Here is a 17,896-nt window from a genome sequence, read left to right on the forward strand (position 1 = left end):
GGGAGTCTTAATTCCATCACCCCATTACTCCATCACCCCATCACTCCATCACCCCATTACCCTCCCAGTCTGGGCCGAAAATTCCGCAGCCGCAGCGCATTGGTCACCACCGATACCGAGCTAAAGGCCATCGCGGCCCCGGCCACAATCGGGCTGAGCAGCCAGCCAAAGACGGGGTAGAGAATGCCCGCTGCGATCGGAATGCCTAGCGTGTTGTAAATAAAGGCAAAGAACAGGTTTTGGCGAATGTTGGCCATGGTGGCGCGGGAGAGCTGAATGGCGGTGACGATGCCGCTCAGGTCGCCGGAAATCAGGGTGATGTCGCTGGCGGCGATCGCCACATCGGTGCCCGTACCGATCGCCATGCCCACATCCGCCTGGGCCAGGGCGGGGGCGTCGTTGATGCCGTCGCCTACCATGGCCACGATCTTGCCTTCCCGCTGGAGGGTGTCGATCTGGGCGGCTTTTTGGTCGGGGCGCACCTCGGCAAAGACGCGGGTAATGCCGACTTCGCGGGCGATCGCCTCGGCGGTGCGGCGGTTGTCGCCGGTCAGCATTGCCACCTCCAGGCCCATGCGTTGCAGGGTGGCAATGGCTCTGGCCGAGGAAGGCTTGACGGCATCGGCAATGCCCAAAATGGCTTCAATCTGGCCATCCACCGCCAGCCAAACCACGGTGCGGCCCAGGTCTTCCAGCTGCTCCCACTGGGTTTGCAGGCGATCGGTGACGATGCCGAGTTCCTGCATCCAGCGGTGGGTGCCAATCTGCACCCGCTGGCCCGCGACAACACCCTCAACGCCGCTGCCCGTCACAGACTCAAACTCCTGGGCCTCCGTCAGACTAACGCCCTGGGCCTGGGCATACTGCACCACCGCCTCGGCCAGGGGATGCTCGGAGTTGCGCTCTAGGGTTCCCGCCAGCTTCAGCAGGTGCAGTTCGGTGGCGGTGCCGTTCACCGTCAGGTAATTGGTCGCGGTCGGCTTGCCCTGGGTAATAGTGCCGGTCTTATCCAGCACAATGGTCTGAATTTTATGGGCCAGCTCCAGGCTGTCGGCCCCTTTGATTAAAATGCCGTGCTCGGCCCCTTTGCCGGTGCCCACCATAATCGAGGTCGGCGTCGCCAGCCCCAGGGCGCAGGGGCAGGCAATAATCAGCACCCCCACGGTGGTAATCAGCGCCATGGTGAGATTGCCCATGACGTTGTACCAGACGATGAAGGTGAGCAGGGCGATCGCGATCACCACCGGCACAAACCAGGCCGTCACTTGATCCGCTAATTTTTGAATCGGCGCTTTAGACCCCTGGGCCTGCTGCACCAGCTTGACAATCTGAGCCAAAAACGTGTCTTTGCCGACCCGCGTAGCGCGGAATTTGAAGCTGCCGGTTTTATTCAGCGTCGCCCCAATGACCTCATCCCCGGCCTTTTTCTGCACGGGCACGCTTTCCCCCGTCACCATCGACTCATCTAGGGTGGAAGACCCGTCAATGATTTCGCCATCCACCGGAATTTTCTCGCCGGGCCGCACCACAATCACGTCCCCCAGTGCCACCTGAGCGATGGGAATATCCACAGTCTGCCCCCGGCGGATGACGCGGGCGGTCTTGGCCTGCAAGCCGATCAGCTTGCGAATAGCCTCAGAGGTTTGCCCCCTGGCCCGGTTCTCAAACAGGCGTCCCAGCAGAATCAGCGCGACAATCATCGCGGCGGCTTCAAAATATACGTCGGGGCTGAGGCCCTGATCGATAAACCACTGCGGGTAGAGGGTGGGAAACAGCGAATAGAGAAAGGCCGTGCCGGTGCCCACCGCCACCAGGGTATCCATGCTGGCGGTGTGGCGTTTGAGCGCTTTCCAGGCGTTGATGTAGAAGGAGTTTCCCGCCCAGGCCAGCACCGGGGCGGTCAGCCCCAGCTGTAGCCAGGGGTTGTGCAGCCACGAAGGAATAAACGGAATGGGCAGCCCCGTCATCATCGGCAGCGAACCGATCACCAGCAGGCTGCCGATCGCCAAACTAAAGACAACTTTGCGGGTAAGCTGGCGGGTTTCGGCGGCGCGCGATCGCCGCTCGGCGTCGTCTTCGGGGGCCAGCACATCGTCGTTGAGGGGCTGGGCGGTGTAGCCTGCATCGTCCACCGCCGCCTGAATCTGGGCCAAATCGGTTTGGTGGGGGTCGTAGGTAACGGCAGCTTGCTCAGCGCCAAAGTTGACGCTGCAGGCTTCCACACCGGGCACCGATTGAATCGCCGATTCAATGTTGCTGGCGCAGGCGGCACAGCTCATGCCGCGCAGCTTAAACGTTTGATTGTCCATCGTGTCATGCTTGAGCAACGGTATAGCCAGCGTTAGTAATGGCGGTTTTGACTGCGGCCTCGGAGGCGGCGGTGTCAACGTTGACCTGCTTAGTTTTAGGGTCGGCGCTCACCTGGGCGGCGGCATCGACCGACTGAATGGCTTTGGTCACCGTGTCTACACAGGCAGAACAGGCCAGATCAGGAACATGAAAGACAAGTGCCATCGGTAAATTCTCCTTGAATATCTCTATGGCTCTATTTTGGAGGCTCTAGTGGACTGGAGAGTCAAGGGGGTATTTGTATCGAAAGTCTCTATTTTGTTGCAAACCGATGCCTCCGTTCGCCCGGTTGCTAAGCCCGATCTAAGCTAGAGATACAGCATCTGACCTCAGCTTCGTGGCAGTTGCAAAGCAGTCAGCTCCACTCCAGGCGGTGGCGTTATGCCCCTTTTAGCTGCCCCTCTTAGCTGACTGAGCAAGAACAGGTTGTAGACGTTAATTCTCGACGCCCCTCCGATTGTCCAGGTTGGATCGAGGGGCGGACAAAACGGGGCCACGACGAAAGGCGATCGCTGATTCTGAAGTCTATCTCTAATGAGGAAGGCTACCCCATGACGACAAAATTTGCTCAGCTGGCGATCGCAGCTCTATCTGGAGCCGGGTTAGCAACCCTACTCTTTACCGTTACGCCGCTGCGGGCCCAAACCAACTGGATGCCCATGGGCGGGCAGATGTATGGCAACCGCTGGCAAGGCCAGCCTATGAGGCCAGACAGACTAGACCCAGGCGATGACGCCATGCCCTGCCTCAGCAGCGGCGTATTCGACCCCGCCAACTTAGAAACGCTCCAGGGGACAGCCACCGAAATCGATCGCTACGGCGGTCATCAAGGCATGTTTCTGACCCTGACCACCGCCCAAGAAACCCTGGCCGTACACCTGGGGCCCGCCTGGTACCTGCAAGATCAGGGGTTTGATATTGCTACTAACAGCCCCATTGAGGTAACAGGCTTTCGCAGCACCTGGAATGGCCGCTCGGTGCTGATGGCCTCAGCGGTCAAACAGGGCGATCGCGTCCTACAGCTACGCGATGCTAAGGGCTATCCCCTGTGGATGCAGCAGGATCTTCCCGCCCATTAATTCGCCTTTGGGGACGCATCCCAAGGCAGATCGCCCCTGGAAAACAGCTGGCTATATCAGGCCCTTCTCCCCCCGATGCTCACGGTGAGAGTGCCTGATATAACAGTAAGGGCCTATAAAATTTGCTATTTATACGTTGAAAAGTCAAGAGCTTAGTGCTTTGGCAAACGATTTTCTGCCTGCTTAGCCTGGGCAGATTTTGCAATCGCTTAAGCATCCCAGACGTTTATTCGACGATTTTTATATGAGTTACACCGAAAAAATGCTGCCCTCAGAGCGCGGCATTGTACCCAGACTTAGCCGTACCTGGCACGCTCTGAAACGCCGCCGACTATGGGCAGCTTTAGGATTGACCGCCCTAGTTTTACTGATCGCCTCTCCCCCAGCCTTTGCCCAAGATGAGGCCGTAACCGGGGCTGACGTTATTTTTAAGCCGATTGTCGACCTGATGTCGGCCCTCCTCTTCTTCAAAATTGGCGGGGAAAATGGGTTTCCGTTCATTGTGCTTTGGCTCTTTGTGGCGGCTATTTTCTTTACCTTCCGCATGAAGTTTATTAATCTTCGCGGCTTTAGGCACGCCATCGAAGTGGTGCAGGGCAAGTTCGACGACCCCCACGACGACGGCGAAGTTTCCCACTTCCAAGCGTTGGCTACGGCGCTGTCGGGCACGGTGGGCCTGGGGAATATTGCAGGGGTGGCGATCGCCATTCAGCTGGGCGGGCCAGGGGCCATGTTCTGGCTGACCATGGCTGGCTTTTGCGGCATGGTAACTAAGTTTGTAGAATGCTCCCTCTCGGTTAAATATCGCCGGGTGCTAGACGATGGCACCATCCTCGGCGGCCCCATGTACTACCTGACTCGGGGCCTATCCCCCCGGGGTATGCGTCCCTTCGGGCAAGGTCTGGCGGTTTTATTTTGCATCCTGTGCCTGGGCGGCAGTCTGGGCGGGGCAAATATGTTCCAGTCCAACCAGGCCTACGCCGCCATTGCTGGCCTCATCCCTGGGCTTCCCGCCTGGCTGTTTGGGCTTGTCTTAGCCGCCCTGGCCGGGTTTGTCATTATCGGCGGCATTAGCCGCATCGGAGCCGTGGCCGAGAAGCTGGTGCCCGCCATGGCGGTCATCTATGTGGTCGCCTGTCTATTCGTGATTGTGGTCAACATTGGCCAGGTGCCCGCCGCCATTGCCACCATTTTCCGCGAAGCCTTTGCCCCCACAGCGGCGGTCGGAGGCATTGTCGGGGTCATGGTGCAGGGCATTCGGCGCAGCTCCTTTTCCAATGAAGCGGGCGTGGGTTCCGCAGCCATTGCCCACTCCGCCGCCCGCACCGACGAGCACATCCGCGAAGGTTTGGTGTCGCTGCTGGAGCCTTTTATCGACACCGTGGTGATCTGCAACATGACCGCCATCACCATCGTGCTGACTGGAGTTTACCAAGACACGGGCTCAGAACTCAGCGGCGTTGCTATGACAGCGAGCGCCTTTGCCTCGGTGATTGGCTGGTTCCCCATTGTCCTGAGTATTGCCGTTTGCCTGTTTGCCTTCTCTACGATTATTTCCTGGAGCTACTACGGCATTCAGGCCTGGACATACCTGTTTGGCGAGCGCAGCAGCATTATCTTCAAGCTTCTCTACGTGATCTGCACCTTCCTGGGCTGCCTGACCAGCCTGGGGCTGATCATCGACTTTAGCGACCTGATGCTGCTGGGCATGGCGTTCCCCAACCTGATCGGCTGCTACATCCTGTCCAATGAAATTGCAGGCGATCTGAAGGAATATTGGGGAAGGCTGACATCGGGGCAAATGCCCACCTACGATGCTCTAGCCGTGGGTGTTTCTGAAGACATGTGATCGCGTTTCTGTTTGGAGCCTCTATGCCCCTGGCAGAGCCAGGGATATGGAATTACCTCGAGGGCAGCGTTGCCTCTAGTTCGACAATGAACTGGCGGCGTAGGCTCGGCGGTCTGGACTGATACTCGCCATATAAGTTGCAAAATCGCCAAAATTTTTGCAGCGTTGCCCAGGGGCGACTGTCTGCCGCGATCGGCTCCAACTCGTCTGATACGTGGACCATGGAAAGCCAAAGCATAGGAGCCTCCTCGATAACTATAGCTAGCGGTTGATCTATCTCAATCTTAGATAGCCCGCTTCCAGGCAACAAAAGGCAGAATCGATGGCATCTATGCAAAAAAAACATAGCGCGATCGCCCCTCAAGAGGCGATCGCGCTATGTTTTTACCCTAGCTGGGTTGGGGCTCAGTGGCGAAGCACTAAAACTGGGCATTTAGAAAACCTCACCACCCGCTCGGCCACAGAGCCCAGCAGGAACCTAGACAGGCCGGTCCGGCCATGGGAGGGAATGACAATTAGATCAATGGAATTTTCTTCGGCATAATCAATAATTTCAGAACTGGGACTGCCAATTTTTACGGTGAATTTAACCTGCTTATAGGCCTCGTCCGTAAATTTTTCGTGGAAGAGGGTTGTAATATTGTCAATGCGAGTTTGACTGTCTATGGTTTGCCAGACCACTCCTGGTGCCGTAGGCTCCAGTGCTGGCAGCACGTGGACGACGTGAATTTTAGCCGGATCTTGAATAAACGCCAGGGTCTCGGTTAAGGCTTGATGAGCTTCTTCAGAGAAGTCAATGGGTACCAGAACATTGTTGCTGGCAAATAAGGTCATTTTGGTAATCCTATTGCGACTACAAAAAACAGAGCCATTAGCAAGATATAGAATGAGAAAATACTCTTAAGCTGAGCCCGAAAGTATTTCTTGCGCATTTTAACGATGGCTGTTAGTCACAGTCTAAGGGGAACAGGGAAATTTCCCTGTGTCATTTGTTTCGATTTATCGATTAATCCTCAATTTGCTGAGGATAGAGCCTGAAAAGCGGTTCTTTAAGGCAGTCGCGAGTAAATCTGGCGGCTCGATCCCTGAGCTGACAGATGCGATCGCCTCCCACCCCCAGTGCCGCTGGCCAGGGCGACTACGGCATGGCGTCCTGTTTAGGTTGGCAACCTTAAACAGGGGCTAACCTAGCCAATGAATTCAAACTCAACGACATCGTAATTGCTGCCGCGCAGCACAGACTCGATCTGCTTGCCGCGTAGTCGTTTACCCGTGACTTGCTCAAGCACGCCTTGAACAGCTCCCAGGGTAAAGGTCAGTTTCCGAGGAGACCCTTCCGGTTCCCCGGCAGAGCAGATGGTCTCTTGGCAATAAACGGTAATCGACTCGTCCGATTCGACAATCTTGCTGACGATGCAGAGTCTTGTGCCCTCTTTTCCCAGCGCTGCCTGGAGGGAGGCCACGAGGGTTTCAGAGGAAAGGCTTTGTCCGGTTAGCCCGAGCTGCTTGGCAAGCTGCTTGCCCCGCTGGCGACCGGCGGAGATGAGCGCGATCGCGGCAGCCTTCTCCCCCAGAGCTTCCTCCGCTCCCACAACTACTGCCTTAAAACAGATAATGCTGCTAAAATCGCCAAGCTCAGAGCGCAGTTGATTGACAGCAGGAATAGTAACCGTAGACATCATCCATACTCCATAAATTTTAGAACAGCTACTTAGAGATAATGAAAATACTGCTCCAAAAGACTTTCACTATCTAGCAACCCAACAGCCCATTTATAACAAGCGAAGCTATCTGGCTAGCCTAGCGATAATACGTAGGTTTCAATAAAGAAATAACTCATTTGCAGAGAGCAATTCAGGCTCACATATGACAAAAATTAATGCTTATTTGTTACGTTAAGAATTAGGTCAACCTGCTCAACTAAAGACCAAACAGTGGGTACGAACTTAACTATCTACCGAGTAAAGTAGCCTCTGGGAACTGGTCGATCAAAAGCTTTGATCCTCGATCTGGGCCTCCCAGGCTTTGGAGAGAGGCTACGGAAAAAACTATGGCTTCGCTGGTGCCCTGTTCACTCTCGTTGACCACGGCTACTAAGTGTTTTTGCAAGCTAGCCCACAGAACTTGCAGAACAGATTGATCGACCGCGCATCGTTCTATGTCGATCGAGCTGAGTAGATCTAGCTGGCACCGGCCAGTAGACTGCGGCAAAAGTGTAATGACTATGGTCAATCGCGAGAGAGCTAGGGTGCCAAGCGAGCTGGAATAGTCGGCATGTTCCAGCCTTCAAGTGCTAGATATTGGCAAGTAATGCGGATGGCGAGACTCGAACTCGCACAGCGTAAGCCACACGCCCCTCAAGCGTGCGTGTCTACCAATTCCACCACATCCGCTGGTATGCTCCAAACCGTGCTTAGAGCGGCTAAATGAGGGAAAGCTGCCGCCCAAGCACAAGCTCAGATTTATTAGAGTAAACCATAACTGCTGCTTTGTCAGACCTCGTTCAGCAATATTTATCGCTCTGTCCCCGTGATAGGATCAGCAACCGTCGTATGATGCTGGATGTGGTCGGTTGCGGCAGTGGGCTGGGGTTGCTTAGCTGGACTGCTACGCCCAAACTCAATGGTCTGTTGCTATTTGCCCTACGTACATGCGCTTTTCCAAGATTTTGATTGCCAACCGAGGAGAAATCGCGCTGCGCATCCTCCGGACCTGTGAAGAAATGGGCATAGCCACCGTTGCGGTTCACTCCACGGTCGATCGGCACGCTCTGCATGTGCAGCTAGCCGATGAAGCGGTGTGCATTGGCGAAGCGCCCAGCCAGAAAAGCTACCTCAACATTCCCAACATCATCGCCGCCGCGCTAACCCGCAACGCCAGCGCCATTCACCCCGGCTACGGTTTTTTGGCCGAAAATGCTCGCTTTGCTGAAATCTGCGCCGACCACCAGATTGTCTTTGTCGGCCCCTCGCCCGATTCCATTCGCAGAATGGGCGATAAGTCGACCGCCAAAGAAACCATGCAGAACGTGGGGGTGCCCACGGTGCCGGGCAGCGGCGGTTTGCTCACCGATGAGACCGAAGCCTATAAGGTTGCCAGCGACATTGGCTACCCGGTGATGATCAAAGCCACCGCCGGGGGAGGCGGGCGCGGCATGCGTCTGGTCAACAGCGAGGCCGAGCTGATTAAGGCCTTCATGGCAGCCCAAAGCGAGGCCCAGGCAGCCTTTGGCAATTCCGGCGTCTACATGGAGAAGTTTATCGATCGCCCCCGCCATATTGAGTTTCAAATCTTGGCCGACAGCTACGGCAACGTGGTGCACCTGGGCGAGCGCGACTGCTCAATTCAGCGCCGCCACCAAAAGCTGTTGGAAGAAGCTCCCAGCCCTCGCCTGACCCCGGAGCAGCGCGAAAAAATGGGCTCGGCGGCAGTGCTGGCGGCTAAATCGATTAACTACATGGGGGCGGGCACCGTAGAGTTTCTGGTCGATAGCCAGGGCAACTTCTACTTCATGGAAATGAATACTCGCATTCAGGTGGAGCACCCCGTCACCGAGATGATTACGGGCATTGATTTGATCGCGGCGCAGCTGCTGATTGCCCAGGGCGAAAAGCTGCCCTTCACCCAGTCAGAGATTCAGATTCGCGGCCACGCGATCGAGTGCCGCATCAATGCCGAAGACCCAGACCACAACTTTCGCCCCAATCCGGGCCGGATTAGCGGCTACCTCGCCCCCGGCGGCCTGGGCGTGCGGATGGATTCCCACGTCTATACCGACTACGAAATCCCGCCCTACTACGACTCGCTGGTGGGCAAGCTGATTGTGTGGGGGCCGGATCGGCCTACCGCGATTAGACGGATGCGCCGCGCCCTGCGCGAGTGCGCCATTACAGGGCTGCCCACCACCATTGGCTTTCACCAGAAGGTGCTGGAAAATGCCAACTTTCTCAGTGGCGATGTCTACACCAACTTTGTGGCCGAGATGATGGCGATTAAGTAAGGTGCGTTTAAGCAAGATGCGTTCGGTGGCCCACTCCCCTTTGCATTCGACACTCAAACCCCAATCCACCAATTACCTGCATAAGCGATCTGCTATGCGTTACCCAATCATACGCAGTAGTCCCTGCTGCCCCACGAGGATTTCGCGCAGCAGAGTAACAATGCCGACCCAAATGACCGGAGTAATGTCGACACCGCCGATGGGGGGCACAAGCCTGCGCACGGGGGCTAAAAAAGGCTCTGTAGGCCAGGCAATGAGGGCAAAGGGCAATTTAGAGAGATCGACCTGGGGGTACCAGGTGAGCACAATGCGAAAGATAAACAGCAGGGTCATCAACCCCAGCAGTAGACTCACACCCAAGTTTAGCCATTGTGTAGCGGCCACGGTTGCCCTCCAGATACGCCGTTGCAGTTATGTTCAATTCTAAGGCCTTACCCGACGTATTCTGGTTGCTGGGCTGCCTTTGGCCCGGCCCGGCCCAGCAAATTTGGGGCCATATCTTGCGATCGCCAGGATCAAGCTATGCGCAGGGGGCGTAACTTGATCAATAATGATCAGTAACAATTTGTCTAAATCATTTATCAGGACAAGGGCATATGACACCGTCTTTAACCAACTTCTTGCTGAGCCTGCTGGCCGGGGCCGTGATTATTGTTGTGCCTGCCACCATCTTCCTGGTGTTCGTCAGCCAGCGCGATAAAATCCAGCGCCAGTAGTGCAGCCGGTGCCCCTAAGGCATAGGTCTGGGGGCACAACTTGCTAGCTTTGTGGTCGGGAACCCTGCGGGCGGTCCCGATTTTTTCGTTAAGTCGGCTAGAATTAACGTGTTCGGTTGGCAGAGGCGATCGCCTAAGAGGAATTTGCCGTGAATTTTGGTACCCCCGTCCCCCTGCTACTGGGCATCTTTATGGTGATTTGCGCCGTGGCGCTTTTCTTCCTGGATCGCCTGAAGCCTGGTTATGAGCGTGATACGGACAAGGTATACGCCATTCTCTTCCTGATCTCAGGGGTGTTTTTACTCGGCAACTTGACGATGGATTTGATTCCCTCCTTTCAGCAAATGCTGATGGTGGGCATGCTGGTGTCGCTAACGATTCAAAACATCAATTCCAGAACTCCCCATGCCGTTCGGCCTGACCTGCCCGCAGATGCTGGCTACGGCGGCTATCGACCCCCCAGTCGGGGTGGGCGCCCCCCAGCCTATGCGCCCGACAACCGAACTAACCTGCGAGCCGAGCTAGATCGCCGCGACTACGGTCCCGCCGACCCCTACAATCGCCCCCGGCCTATGCTGGAAGGGCGAGGTGAGCCCAGTGGTCGCCCTCCCTACAATGCGGATGTCTACGGCGACGGTCGCCCTATGCGCCCTGACGATGCCCCCATGGATCGCCCCCCGGCTAACAATCGCCCCGACGATCGCTTCGGGGATAGTCCCGATGGGCCTCCCTACTACGGTGGTGGCTCTCGGCCCACCGACGATCGCGTGCGTCGCCGTCGCCCCCCCAAAAGCCGCAGCGAGTACAACGATCGCTACCGCATTGACCCAGGGCCACAGCCGCCGCGTTCCGACTATCGCCCCGATCGCGATCTGTTCTAGGGGTGAGTAGCGCTGTTTTCTAGCTGATTGCTTCACTTCGGTAACTGCTTTGTCGCCTTTGCCCGTAACCTTTGACACCGCTACGATCGCCGGTACTGCTCTGTGGGCGATCGCGCTGTATCTTGGGTTTTCGCCCGTGGCCGATCGCGTTATCGCTGCCTTTGAGAGCTGGCTGGGCCAAGGGGCAGCGGCGGCATCTCTGCTCAGCGTAGGGCCGTTTTTACTGATAGGCGGAATGGTTTACTACGGCCTGACGCTAACCATGGGCGACAGCTGGGCCGTCAGCCTGGGGGTAATTGCGGCCGTGGGCTGCGGCGTGTACGAACTGGGTCGGCGCGACGGTCAGGCCTCTGAGTAGGAACGCTGGGAACCTGCCGCCCCTGAAGTCCTCCCATGCCCTGCCTCTCGAATGCCAAACGCTCCTTTGGGTGGGAAGGTCTCGGCGCAGCCCCGGCTCGATCGCTAGGGCATACCGCCGCTGGTTGTCAGGCTCACCTCAACCGGAGGGGATTTTATCGCCGTCTGTGGTGGGGTGGCCGCAGCCTCTGCCGTCCCTGCCGCCGCGATAGCGGTAAGCTGCTGCTGGCACCAGGCTACCGCCTGGGAATAATCGGCAAATACCGCGTTTTTGCCGGGCGCAAGGGTTTTGCTTTTAAGCAACAGGCTCTGGCAGGATTCAGTCAGCTGACAAAACACCAGGGTGCAGTTGTGGTCCTGGGCCAGTTTGGCGAGTCGGCTCAGGCCCATGGCGGCTGAGGAGTCAAGGGCCAGCACCTGCTGAAAATCCAGGATGAGGTACTGCAAGGGCGGGACCGCTGGAGACTGGTAAAGGATGCGATCGCACAGCTGCTGACAGACTCCCTTAGCGGTGCCAAAAAACAAGAATCCCCGGAGCTTGACTGTAGCTACGGCCTTACCCTGGCTGGAGTCTAGCCAGGCCCTCAGCTCTGCGGCAACAGCAGGGGACAGATCGGCGATCGCCGGATCGTTCTCTCCTGTGGGCTGGTCCTGCGGCCCATCGGCCCCGACCGCGACCACAGCCTCTAGGCGACTGCAATGCACCAAAAACTGCATGGCCGCCAGGCCCAGGCCCAGGCCAATTCCAGGAATAAACCCAGCGGTGTTGATCGCCAGCAGCGTGGCCCAGATGATCAGGTAATCTGCCACCGGCAGCTTAAACCAGGCGCCATAGAGCCACTGCCACAGTAAATCTAGCCCCAAAAACAGCAGCAAGCTCCCCAAAACAGGCTTCGGGAAATAGTTCAAAAAGGCTGGCCCCAGCACCAGTACCAGCAGGCAGGGCAGGGCCTTAACAATTCCGGTCATGCGATTGGCCGCGCCCAGCCGATGCACCAGCAGCGTGCTGGGCAGCGCCTGATTCCCGGCCATCGTGCTGCCCAGGCCTGCCACCAGATTGGCTAAACCGACGGCCTTTAGCTCGCAGTTGAGGTCCACATCTTTTTCTACCGCTAGCTCAATGCTGCCGTTGGTCAACACCAGCGAGACCAGACTGACAAAAACTAGCAGCCCCAGGGTTGGGCCAGCCTGGTAAATCACTCCCCACTGCACCTGAGACAAATTCCCTGGGGTCAGCGGATGCCACAAATTGCCCTGGGGAAACGGCCCTAGCAGCCAGTCCTGGGCGCGCACCGTGGCCAGAGGAGTCTGGCCAACCCAGATGGTGCCGTAAAATCCTAGGGTGGCTGCCGCCAAAACCACCGGCATGACCAGGACATGGTGAAACTGCTTGGTCGCCCACAGCAGCACCGCCGCGATCGCCAAACCGGCTAGCCAGCGAGGGCATTGATCGACCTGGCAAAACCAGCTCAGCTGCCCCAGAGACACATCCTTCCCGGTCATCACCTTAAACGCCCCGCGGACTAAAAGCAGCCCGGTGCCTGCCATAAACCCGCCCACAACCGGGTAGGGTAAAAACTCCATGCCTCTGCCCCATCCCAGCTGTCCCAAAATCCACAGGGTCAGGCCGGTCAGCACAGAGCCCAGGGCAATGGCCGCTACCACGGTTGTCACCGCCGCGCCCGGTGCAGCCCCAGGGCCGAGCCGCTGGGCTATAGCCGCGGCCAAAGCCGCCAAAACAACGGTGGGGGCGGCCAGGGGAGTCGCAATCATCCCCGGCAGGGAGCTGGTTAAGGCCACCACTACGCTGATTAGCGCCGAACCGCAGACCGCAATGCCAACCCCTACATTTAAGCTGGGGGCTAAGGGGCCGGAGAAAATTAGCGCCGCGTAGGAAATCGCCCGAATTACCCCAATCATGCCGGTAATACTGCCTGCAACCAGGCTGGAAACCAGGCGATCGGGGTCTAGTTCAGCGGCAAAAGCCCGACAGGCGGCTGACTGGCTGACGGAGGCGGGAAGATGCTTTAGGAGCATGGGCTACAGCAAAAATGGACGGCGGGGGCTCAAGGGACTGGGGGCACAGACAGCTGGCCGTGGCGCCAGCGGCTGGGTTTAAATCGGCCAGGGGATCACTGCATCACCCGCAGCTGCTCGCCCCGGCGCACCAGACTTTCGCAGAGAATTTCGACGATGTGCCGCTGTAGCGCATGGGCCAGGTCGGGAGCGTCCTGCTGCATCCGCTGAAAATTCTCCTGGGAGAGGGAATAAAGCTGACTGGGGGTATCGGTAATCACCGAGCTTGACAGGGGAGGTTTGTTGAAAAACCGCATTTCTCCAAGCAGGTGACCAGCCGAGCAGGTTTGCAGCCGTTTAGTGCGACCGTCTTCTAGCTCCAGCAAAACGCTGACCTGGCCGGACTCAATGAAGTACAGCTCTGGCCGTCGCTCCCCGGGCTGAAAAATGTAGTGCTGCGCCGGGAGGCTGTGGTGTTTTAGGTAGGTGACAAACTGATTGGCCTGATCCGCCGTGAGAAACAGGTTGGATAACAGATCGGCCAGGGACGTCGGGATCTCGCTGGTTGGCGCGGTGTTGCCCAGGATTTGCCCCTCGCACCACTCCAGGCCGCGATCGATATCGGGCCATACCTGGCAGCGATCGCCGCCTACATCTAAACCCTGGCCCTGCTTTAGCGCGGCCTCAAACTCAGGCAGCAGATTGGTCAGCACCAGCGTAAAGTCGTGCTTGCGGGCCAGCTTGAGGATTTTGTTGAAGGTCAACACGGCAGAAGAATCTAGCCCGCTGACCTGGCGAAAGTCGATTACCACGTAGCGCAGGGGTTCAACCGCTGCGCCATCTGAGCCCGTCGCGGCAGCCTCTGCGCTGGCACGGGGAGCGATCGCGCGATCGCGCACCTTGGTTAAGAGATAGTTAGCCGTGCCGAAAAACAAAAAGCCCTGCAACTCCAGGGCGTAAATTTGACCGCCCCGCTGCGATAAAAGCGCTTCTTCCGTGGGGCTGCGCTCTACATTGCTGCGGCTGGTAGCGCCCGAGAAGACCTGTTTGGCCACATCTACCTGGCTGTAGCGCACCATAAACAGCACCACAGTAATCACAAAGCCCATGCCAACGCCCTGCAAAAACCCCACCGCGTCGATTAAAACCAGGGTGATCCACACCGTCAGGTAGTCACTCAGCGGCAGCTTGAAATAGGCCTGATACAGCCACTGCCACAGCAGCGACAGCCCCAAGTACAGCAGCAGGCTGCCCAGCACAACCTTGGGCAAATAGGACAAAAACGACGACCCCAGCGCCAGCACCGCCACCGACGGCGCCACCGCAACTAGCCCCGTCAGGCGATGGTTGGCCCCAATGTCGTGCACCAGCAGGGTACTGGGCAGGGCCTGGTTGCCCGCCATACCCCCGCTCAGCCCCGAGGCAATATTGGCCAGACCCACCGCTTTCATTTCGCTGCTCAGGTTCAGGTCGCGTCCAACCACCAGCTCAATGCTGCTGTTGCTCAGCAGCAGCGACAGCAAACTGACAAACATCACCGTCAGCAGACTGCCGGTTTGATGGGCAATGGCAGCCCAGTGAATGTGGGGCAGCATCGTTGGGGTGAGCGGCTGCCAAAGCTGCTGACTGTCGGGAAACGGCCCCAGCAGCAGCCCCGCCGCCCGCGCCTGATCTAGGGGAATATCTGCGATCGCCAGGCCGACAAAAAAACAGGCGGCACAGGCAAACAGAGTGGCGGGCATCACCCAAAACTGTTTCCAGCGGCGGGTGGCGATCAGCAGGGCGATCGCAAACCCCAGACCGGGCAACCACCGCCAGAGCATCTCCGGCTGCCAGAACTCCAGCAGAGACGACCAGGTGAGCGGGCCATCCGTCGCAACCTGGAAAAATCCCTTCGTCAACAGCCAGCCGGTCCCCGCCATAAAGCCGCCAATCACCGGGTAGGGCACAAACCGAATCCGCTCTCCCTGGCGTAACAGCCCCAGCAGCAGCAGCATGGACCCCGTCAGCAGCGCACTCAGGGCGATCGCGATCAGAACGGTGGTGAGCATATCGCCCGGGGCCGCACTGTCCATCTCCCTGGCAATGGCCGCTGCCATCAGCGCCACAATGGTGGTGGGGGCCGCCAGGGGGGTGGCAATGATGCCCGGCAGCGTGCTGGTCAAGGCCACTACGGCTATTGTGATGCCGGTACTCACCACGGTCATGCCCAGCCCCGTGGGCAAATGCATGGCCAGCGCCCCCGAAAAAATCAGGCTGGCGTAGGAAATGGCCCGGATCACGCCGATAATGCCGGTCACCAGCCCCGCCGCCAGGCTCGACAGCCATACCTGGGGCTGTACTTCCGCCTGCAATCGTTGCAGCACCGACGTCGAAGAGGGGCGATTGAGAAACGATTGCATAGTGGTTGGCGTGATGGGGCAGAATGCTCACCGCGCTGCGAAAAAGAGCGCAAATTGGTCCTAACGGAAGCAATCCCTACCTATTCAGTACCCCAGAAGTTGACCGCAAGAATGTAGCAGCACAGACACTTTGGCAAGGATTCAGCCCCAGGGAAGGGGCTCGACGGCCCGCCTGAGCCAGCGGGGGTGCTCGGTTTGCGGGCGATCGTTTGCCGCCTGGGCTCAACCAAAAATTAGCCCTATGCCTTAGGTTTCGCGCTTTCAACTGTATCGCGATGGTCATCTAGCCAATTTTTTAGGCGAAATAACAGCTGGTGCAGCAGCTCTATTTCTTCAGGCTTCCACTCCGCAAATATCATCTGCGCGTCGGGCAAAATGTGGCTGATGGCTTCCCGGTGTATCTGTAGCCCCGCCGCTGTAATGTAGTGATACTTGACCCGCCGATCTTCCTTGCTCACCTGAACATCTAAATAGCCCTTTTTCAGCAGATGTTGCACCGTTTTGGTAATGGCGGGCTGATTGGCCTGAAAAGCGGAGGCCAGCTGAGTGATGGTGCGGCCCTGCTCGGGGTCGCGGCTAAAGTGATTGAGCATGGTGAACTGAGGCAGCGGCAAATTGCTGTCGCTCATCAGCTGGTTAAAGCGCGTGGTCGTGAGCTGATTGGCCACTCCAATCCAGACCAAAATCTGTTTTAGCTTTTCAGGATCATGCTGGTTCATAGCGTCTAGCCAGGGAATTCAGGCCTGTAAGGGTTCTAAACGGTCTCAGAACCCTCAGGTTGAGCATACTGAGAAAGCCAACAAAATCAATTGTCCGGCTTGCCTTTGAGCTGTTCACGATACCAGTTCACGGTACGTTCCAGTCCAGTCTGAATCGACGTGGGCTGAAGGGAGAAGGCCTCGCCGATGGCATGCGATCGCACCTCGAAGGGCTGAGTAAATTCGTACATCATTTCGACAGAAGCCCGAGCCTCGGGGATGAAAAGACCCGCCAGCCGCATCATCAGCGGCGAAATTACCGTCAGCTGCGGCTCGACCCCTAGAATTTGGCAGGTCGTTTTAACCATGTCTGCCTGGGTCACCGCCGGGGCGTGGGGCGCAATCCAAATCTGGCCGAGGGCTTCAGGGCGCGTGCCCAGCACGGCTGCCGCGCGCCCAACGTCTTCAATGTAAGCAAAGGAATGGGGCATGGTGGCAGAGCCGCCGACTTGGGCTTTTTTGCCCTCAACTAGATTGCCAAACACCATGTCCCCCAGGGCTGAACCCGTCACCCCCGGCCCGTAGTAGTCGCTGGAGCGCAGCACGGTGGCCTGAATTTCCCCCCAGCTATGGGCTGCCATCACGGCCTCAGCCATGTGGGCCCGGAGTTTGCCTTTCTGCGACAGGGGCGCAATGGGGGAGGTTTCGGTGATCGGCTGGGCGGAGTCGTACATATAGAGGTTATCGATAGAGACGTAGCGCGCCCCGGTGGATTTTGCGGCGGCAAGCGCGGCCGCCTGGAGGGCCGGAAACTCCTGCTGCCAGCGGTGGTAGGGAGGGTTCAGGGCTTGATAGATCACCGTTGCACCCTGGGCGGCGGCGATCGCCTCGGCCTGGTTGGCCGCATTGGCCGCAACGATCTCCACATCGGCAGGCATCAGCGCCGGGCGATACCCGGTTCGATTGATCGCTCGGGTGGGCAGATTCATGGCCTGTAGGCTGCGGGCAATCCAGCATCCGACTGGCCCGGTACCAAAAATAACGTGCTGTTCGTGGGTCATGGCGTTTCTCCTGTTGGGTTCAAATGCTCGTGAGGTCAATTCTGTGGGGTCAATTCAAGGCCGCCGTCTGGGGGCTGAGGCAGGCCGTCGCCCGACTCAAAACTCAGGCGTGAAACCTTTGCTCAGGCAGGCTTCACGGGGCTTATGGACCGCCAGCGCTCGGGGAGAAAAGGGTCGAAATGGAATCGTCGTGCCGTAAACCTGCACCGATATCAGGCCGCTGGTGCAGTCAACGAGCAGATTGGTGGCGATTCCTCGGCGCGCCATCCCCGTGGGGGTGGTATCGACCGATGCCCAATCCACAGGGGTGCCAGTCCAGCCGACATAGGGAGGGTCGTAGCCGCCCTGGGTGCGGTCAAAATTTCCGATATCGATCGCGAGTCCTCTGAGAACAAGGCCCGCCGATAGCATGCCTATACCGGCAAACGTCCAGAGGGTAGCGCGTCCGAGGCTGTGGGTCAGCGTCATGGGGAGATCTCCTTTTGGGT

Annotated in this window: 17 protein-coding genes and 1 tRNA gene; 6 read left to right on the forward strand and 12 right to left on the reverse strand. The window is 57.9% G+C overall.

The window, feature by feature from the left end:
* Positions 1-56: 56 nt before the first annotated feature.
* Together LEPTO7104_RS0111340 and LEPTO7104_RS0111345 are read right to left on the reverse strand one after the other, a co-directional pair.
* Positions 57-2,309: a heavy metal translocating P-type ATPase gene (locus LEPTO7104_RS0111340; RefSeq protein WP_017298697.1), complete on the reverse strand. Its 2,253-nt coding sequence runs from the start codon at positions 2,307-2,309 to the stop codon at positions 57-59.
* 4 nt (positions 2,310-2,313) lie between these two features.
* Positions 2,314-2,514, reverse strand: coding sequence for a heavy-metal-associated domain-containing protein (locus tag LEPTO7104_RS0111345; RefSeq protein ID WP_017298698.1), 201 nt, complete (start codon positions 2,512-2,514; stop codon positions 2,314-2,316).
* Positions 2,515-2,900: 386 nt separating this feature from the next.
* On the opposite strand from LEPTO7104_RS0111345, the gene LEPTO7104_RS36875 reads away from it, so the two are divergent.
* Positions 2,901-3,428: a MamS/MamX family magnetosome protein gene (locus LEPTO7104_RS36875; protein WP_017298699.1), complete on the forward strand. Its 528-nt coding sequence runs from the start codon at positions 2,901-2,903 to the stop codon at positions 3,426-3,428.
* Positions 3,429-3,672: 244 nt separating this feature from the next.
* Positions 3,673-5,277: an alanine/glycine:cation symporter family protein gene (locus LEPTO7104_RS0111355; protein WP_026072598.1), complete on the forward strand. Its 1,605-nt coding sequence runs from the start codon at positions 3,673-3,675 to the stop codon at positions 5,275-5,277.
* 52 nt (positions 5,278-5,329) lie between these two features.
* Here the strand turns inward: LEPTO7104_RS0111355 and LEPTO7104_RS0111360 are convergent, their stop codons facing one another.
* From LEPTO7104_RS0111360 to LEPTO7104_RS0111375, 4 genes are all read right to left on the reverse strand, one after another.
* Positions 5,330-5,515 carry a hypothetical protein gene (locus LEPTO7104_RS0111360; RefSeq protein ID WP_155523600.1) on the reverse strand — a complete coding sequence of 62 codons (186 nt, stop codon included), beginning with the start codon at positions 5,513-5,515 and terminating at the stop codon, positions 5,330-5,332.
* 167 nt (positions 5,516-5,682) lie between these two features.
* A complete protein-coding gene (locus LEPTO7104_RS0111365) occupies positions 5,683-6,111 on the reverse strand; it encodes a universal stress protein (RefSeq protein WP_017298702.1) in 429 nt (142 codons plus the stop codon).
* A 353-nt stretch (positions 6,112-6,464) separates the two neighbouring features.
* Entirely contained in the window at positions 6,465-6,959 is a 495-nt protein-coding gene (locus LEPTO7104_RS0111370) for a hypothetical protein (protein WP_017298703.1), read from the reverse strand.
* A 629-nt stretch (positions 6,960-7,588) separates the two neighbouring features.
* Positions 7,589-7,670: transfer RNA gene (locus tag LEPTO7104_RS0111375), tRNA-Leu, on the reverse strand.
* Positions 7,671-7,927: 257 nt separating this feature from the next.
* On the opposite strand from LEPTO7104_RS0111375, the gene accC reads away from it, so the two are divergent.
* Entirely contained in the window at positions 7,928-9,277 is a 1,350-nt protein-coding gene (accC, locus tag LEPTO7104_RS0111380; protein WP_017298704.1) for an acetyl-CoA carboxylase biotin carboxylase subunit, read from the forward strand.
* Positions 9,278-9,376: 99 nt separating this feature from the next.
* On the opposite strand, the gene LEPTO7104_RS0111385 is transcribed toward accC, so the two are convergent.
* Complete coding sequence (locus LEPTO7104_RS0111385) at positions 9,377-9,661, reverse strand: YggT family protein (protein ID WP_026072600.1); 285 nt, start codon at positions 9,659-9,661, stop codon at positions 9,377-9,379.
* A gap of 212 nt (positions 9,662-9,873) precedes the next feature.
* Here LEPTO7104_RS0111385 and psbX point away from each other — a divergent pair, with 212 nt between their 5' ends.
* The 3 genes from psbX to LEPTO7104_RS0111400 all read left to right on the forward strand — a co-directional run bounded on the left by psbX (position 9,874) and on the right by LEPTO7104_RS0111400 (position 11,232).
* Positions 9,874-9,993, forward strand: a complete 120-nt coding sequence (psbX, locus tag LEPTO7104_RS0111390) for a photosystem II reaction center X protein (RefSeq protein ID WP_026072601.1) — start codon at positions 9,874-9,876, stop codon at positions 9,991-9,993.
* 149 nt (positions 9,994-10,142) lie between these two features.
* Complete coding sequence (locus LEPTO7104_RS36880) at positions 10,143-10,874, forward strand: Ycf66 family protein (protein WP_017298707.1); 732 nt, start codon at positions 10,143-10,145, stop codon at positions 10,872-10,874.
* Positions 10,875-10,932: 58 nt separating this feature from the next.
* Positions 10,933-11,232 carry a hypothetical protein gene (locus LEPTO7104_RS0111400; protein ID WP_017298708.1) on the forward strand — a complete coding sequence of 100 codons (300 nt, stop codon included), beginning with the start codon at positions 10,933-10,935 and terminating at the stop codon, positions 11,230-11,232.
* Positions 11,233-11,336: 104 nt separating this feature from the next.
* On the opposite strand, the gene LEPTO7104_RS33535 is transcribed toward LEPTO7104_RS0111400, so the two are convergent.
* From LEPTO7104_RS33535 to LEPTO7104_RS0111425, 5 genes are all read right to left on the reverse strand, one after another.
* Positions 11,337-13,268 (reverse strand): SulP family inorganic anion transporter, encoded by a 1,932-nt coding sequence (locus tag LEPTO7104_RS33535; protein ID WP_017298709.1) that lies wholly within the window; start codon positions 13,266-13,268, stop codon positions 11,337-11,339.
* A gap of 95 nt (positions 13,269-13,363) precedes the next feature.
* Positions 13,364-15,649, reverse strand: a complete 2,286-nt coding sequence (locus LEPTO7104_RS0111410; protein ID WP_017298710.1) for an SLC26A/SulP transporter family protein — start codon at positions 15,647-15,649, stop codon at positions 13,364-13,366.
* Positions 15,650-15,888: 239 nt separating this feature from the next.
* Entirely contained in the window at positions 15,889-16,368 is a 480-nt protein-coding gene (locus LEPTO7104_RS0111415; RefSeq protein WP_017298711.1) for a MarR family winged helix-turn-helix transcriptional regulator, read from the reverse strand.
* 86 nt (positions 16,369-16,454) lie between these two features.
* Positions 16,455-17,408: an NAD-dependent epimerase/dehydratase family protein gene (locus LEPTO7104_RS0111420; RefSeq protein ID WP_017298712.1), complete on the reverse strand. Its 954-nt coding sequence runs from the start codon at positions 17,406-17,408 to the stop codon at positions 16,455-16,457.
* A 96-nt stretch (positions 17,409-17,504) separates the two neighbouring features.
* The gene (locus LEPTO7104_RS0111425) at positions 17,505-17,876 is read right to left on the reverse strand and encodes a hypothetical protein (protein ID WP_155523601.1); all 372 of its coding nucleotides are present in this window, start codon (positions 17,874-17,876) and stop codon (positions 17,505-17,507) included.
* Positions 17,877-17,896 lie beyond the last annotated feature (20 nt).

Origin of the sequence: Nodosilinea nodulosa PCC 7104, from assembly GCF_000309385.1 — a bacterium.
In the GTDB taxonomy this organism is placed as follows: domain Bacteria; phylum Cyanobacteriota; class Cyanobacteriia; order Phormidesmidales; family Phormidesmidaceae; genus Nodosilinea; species Nodosilinea nodulosa.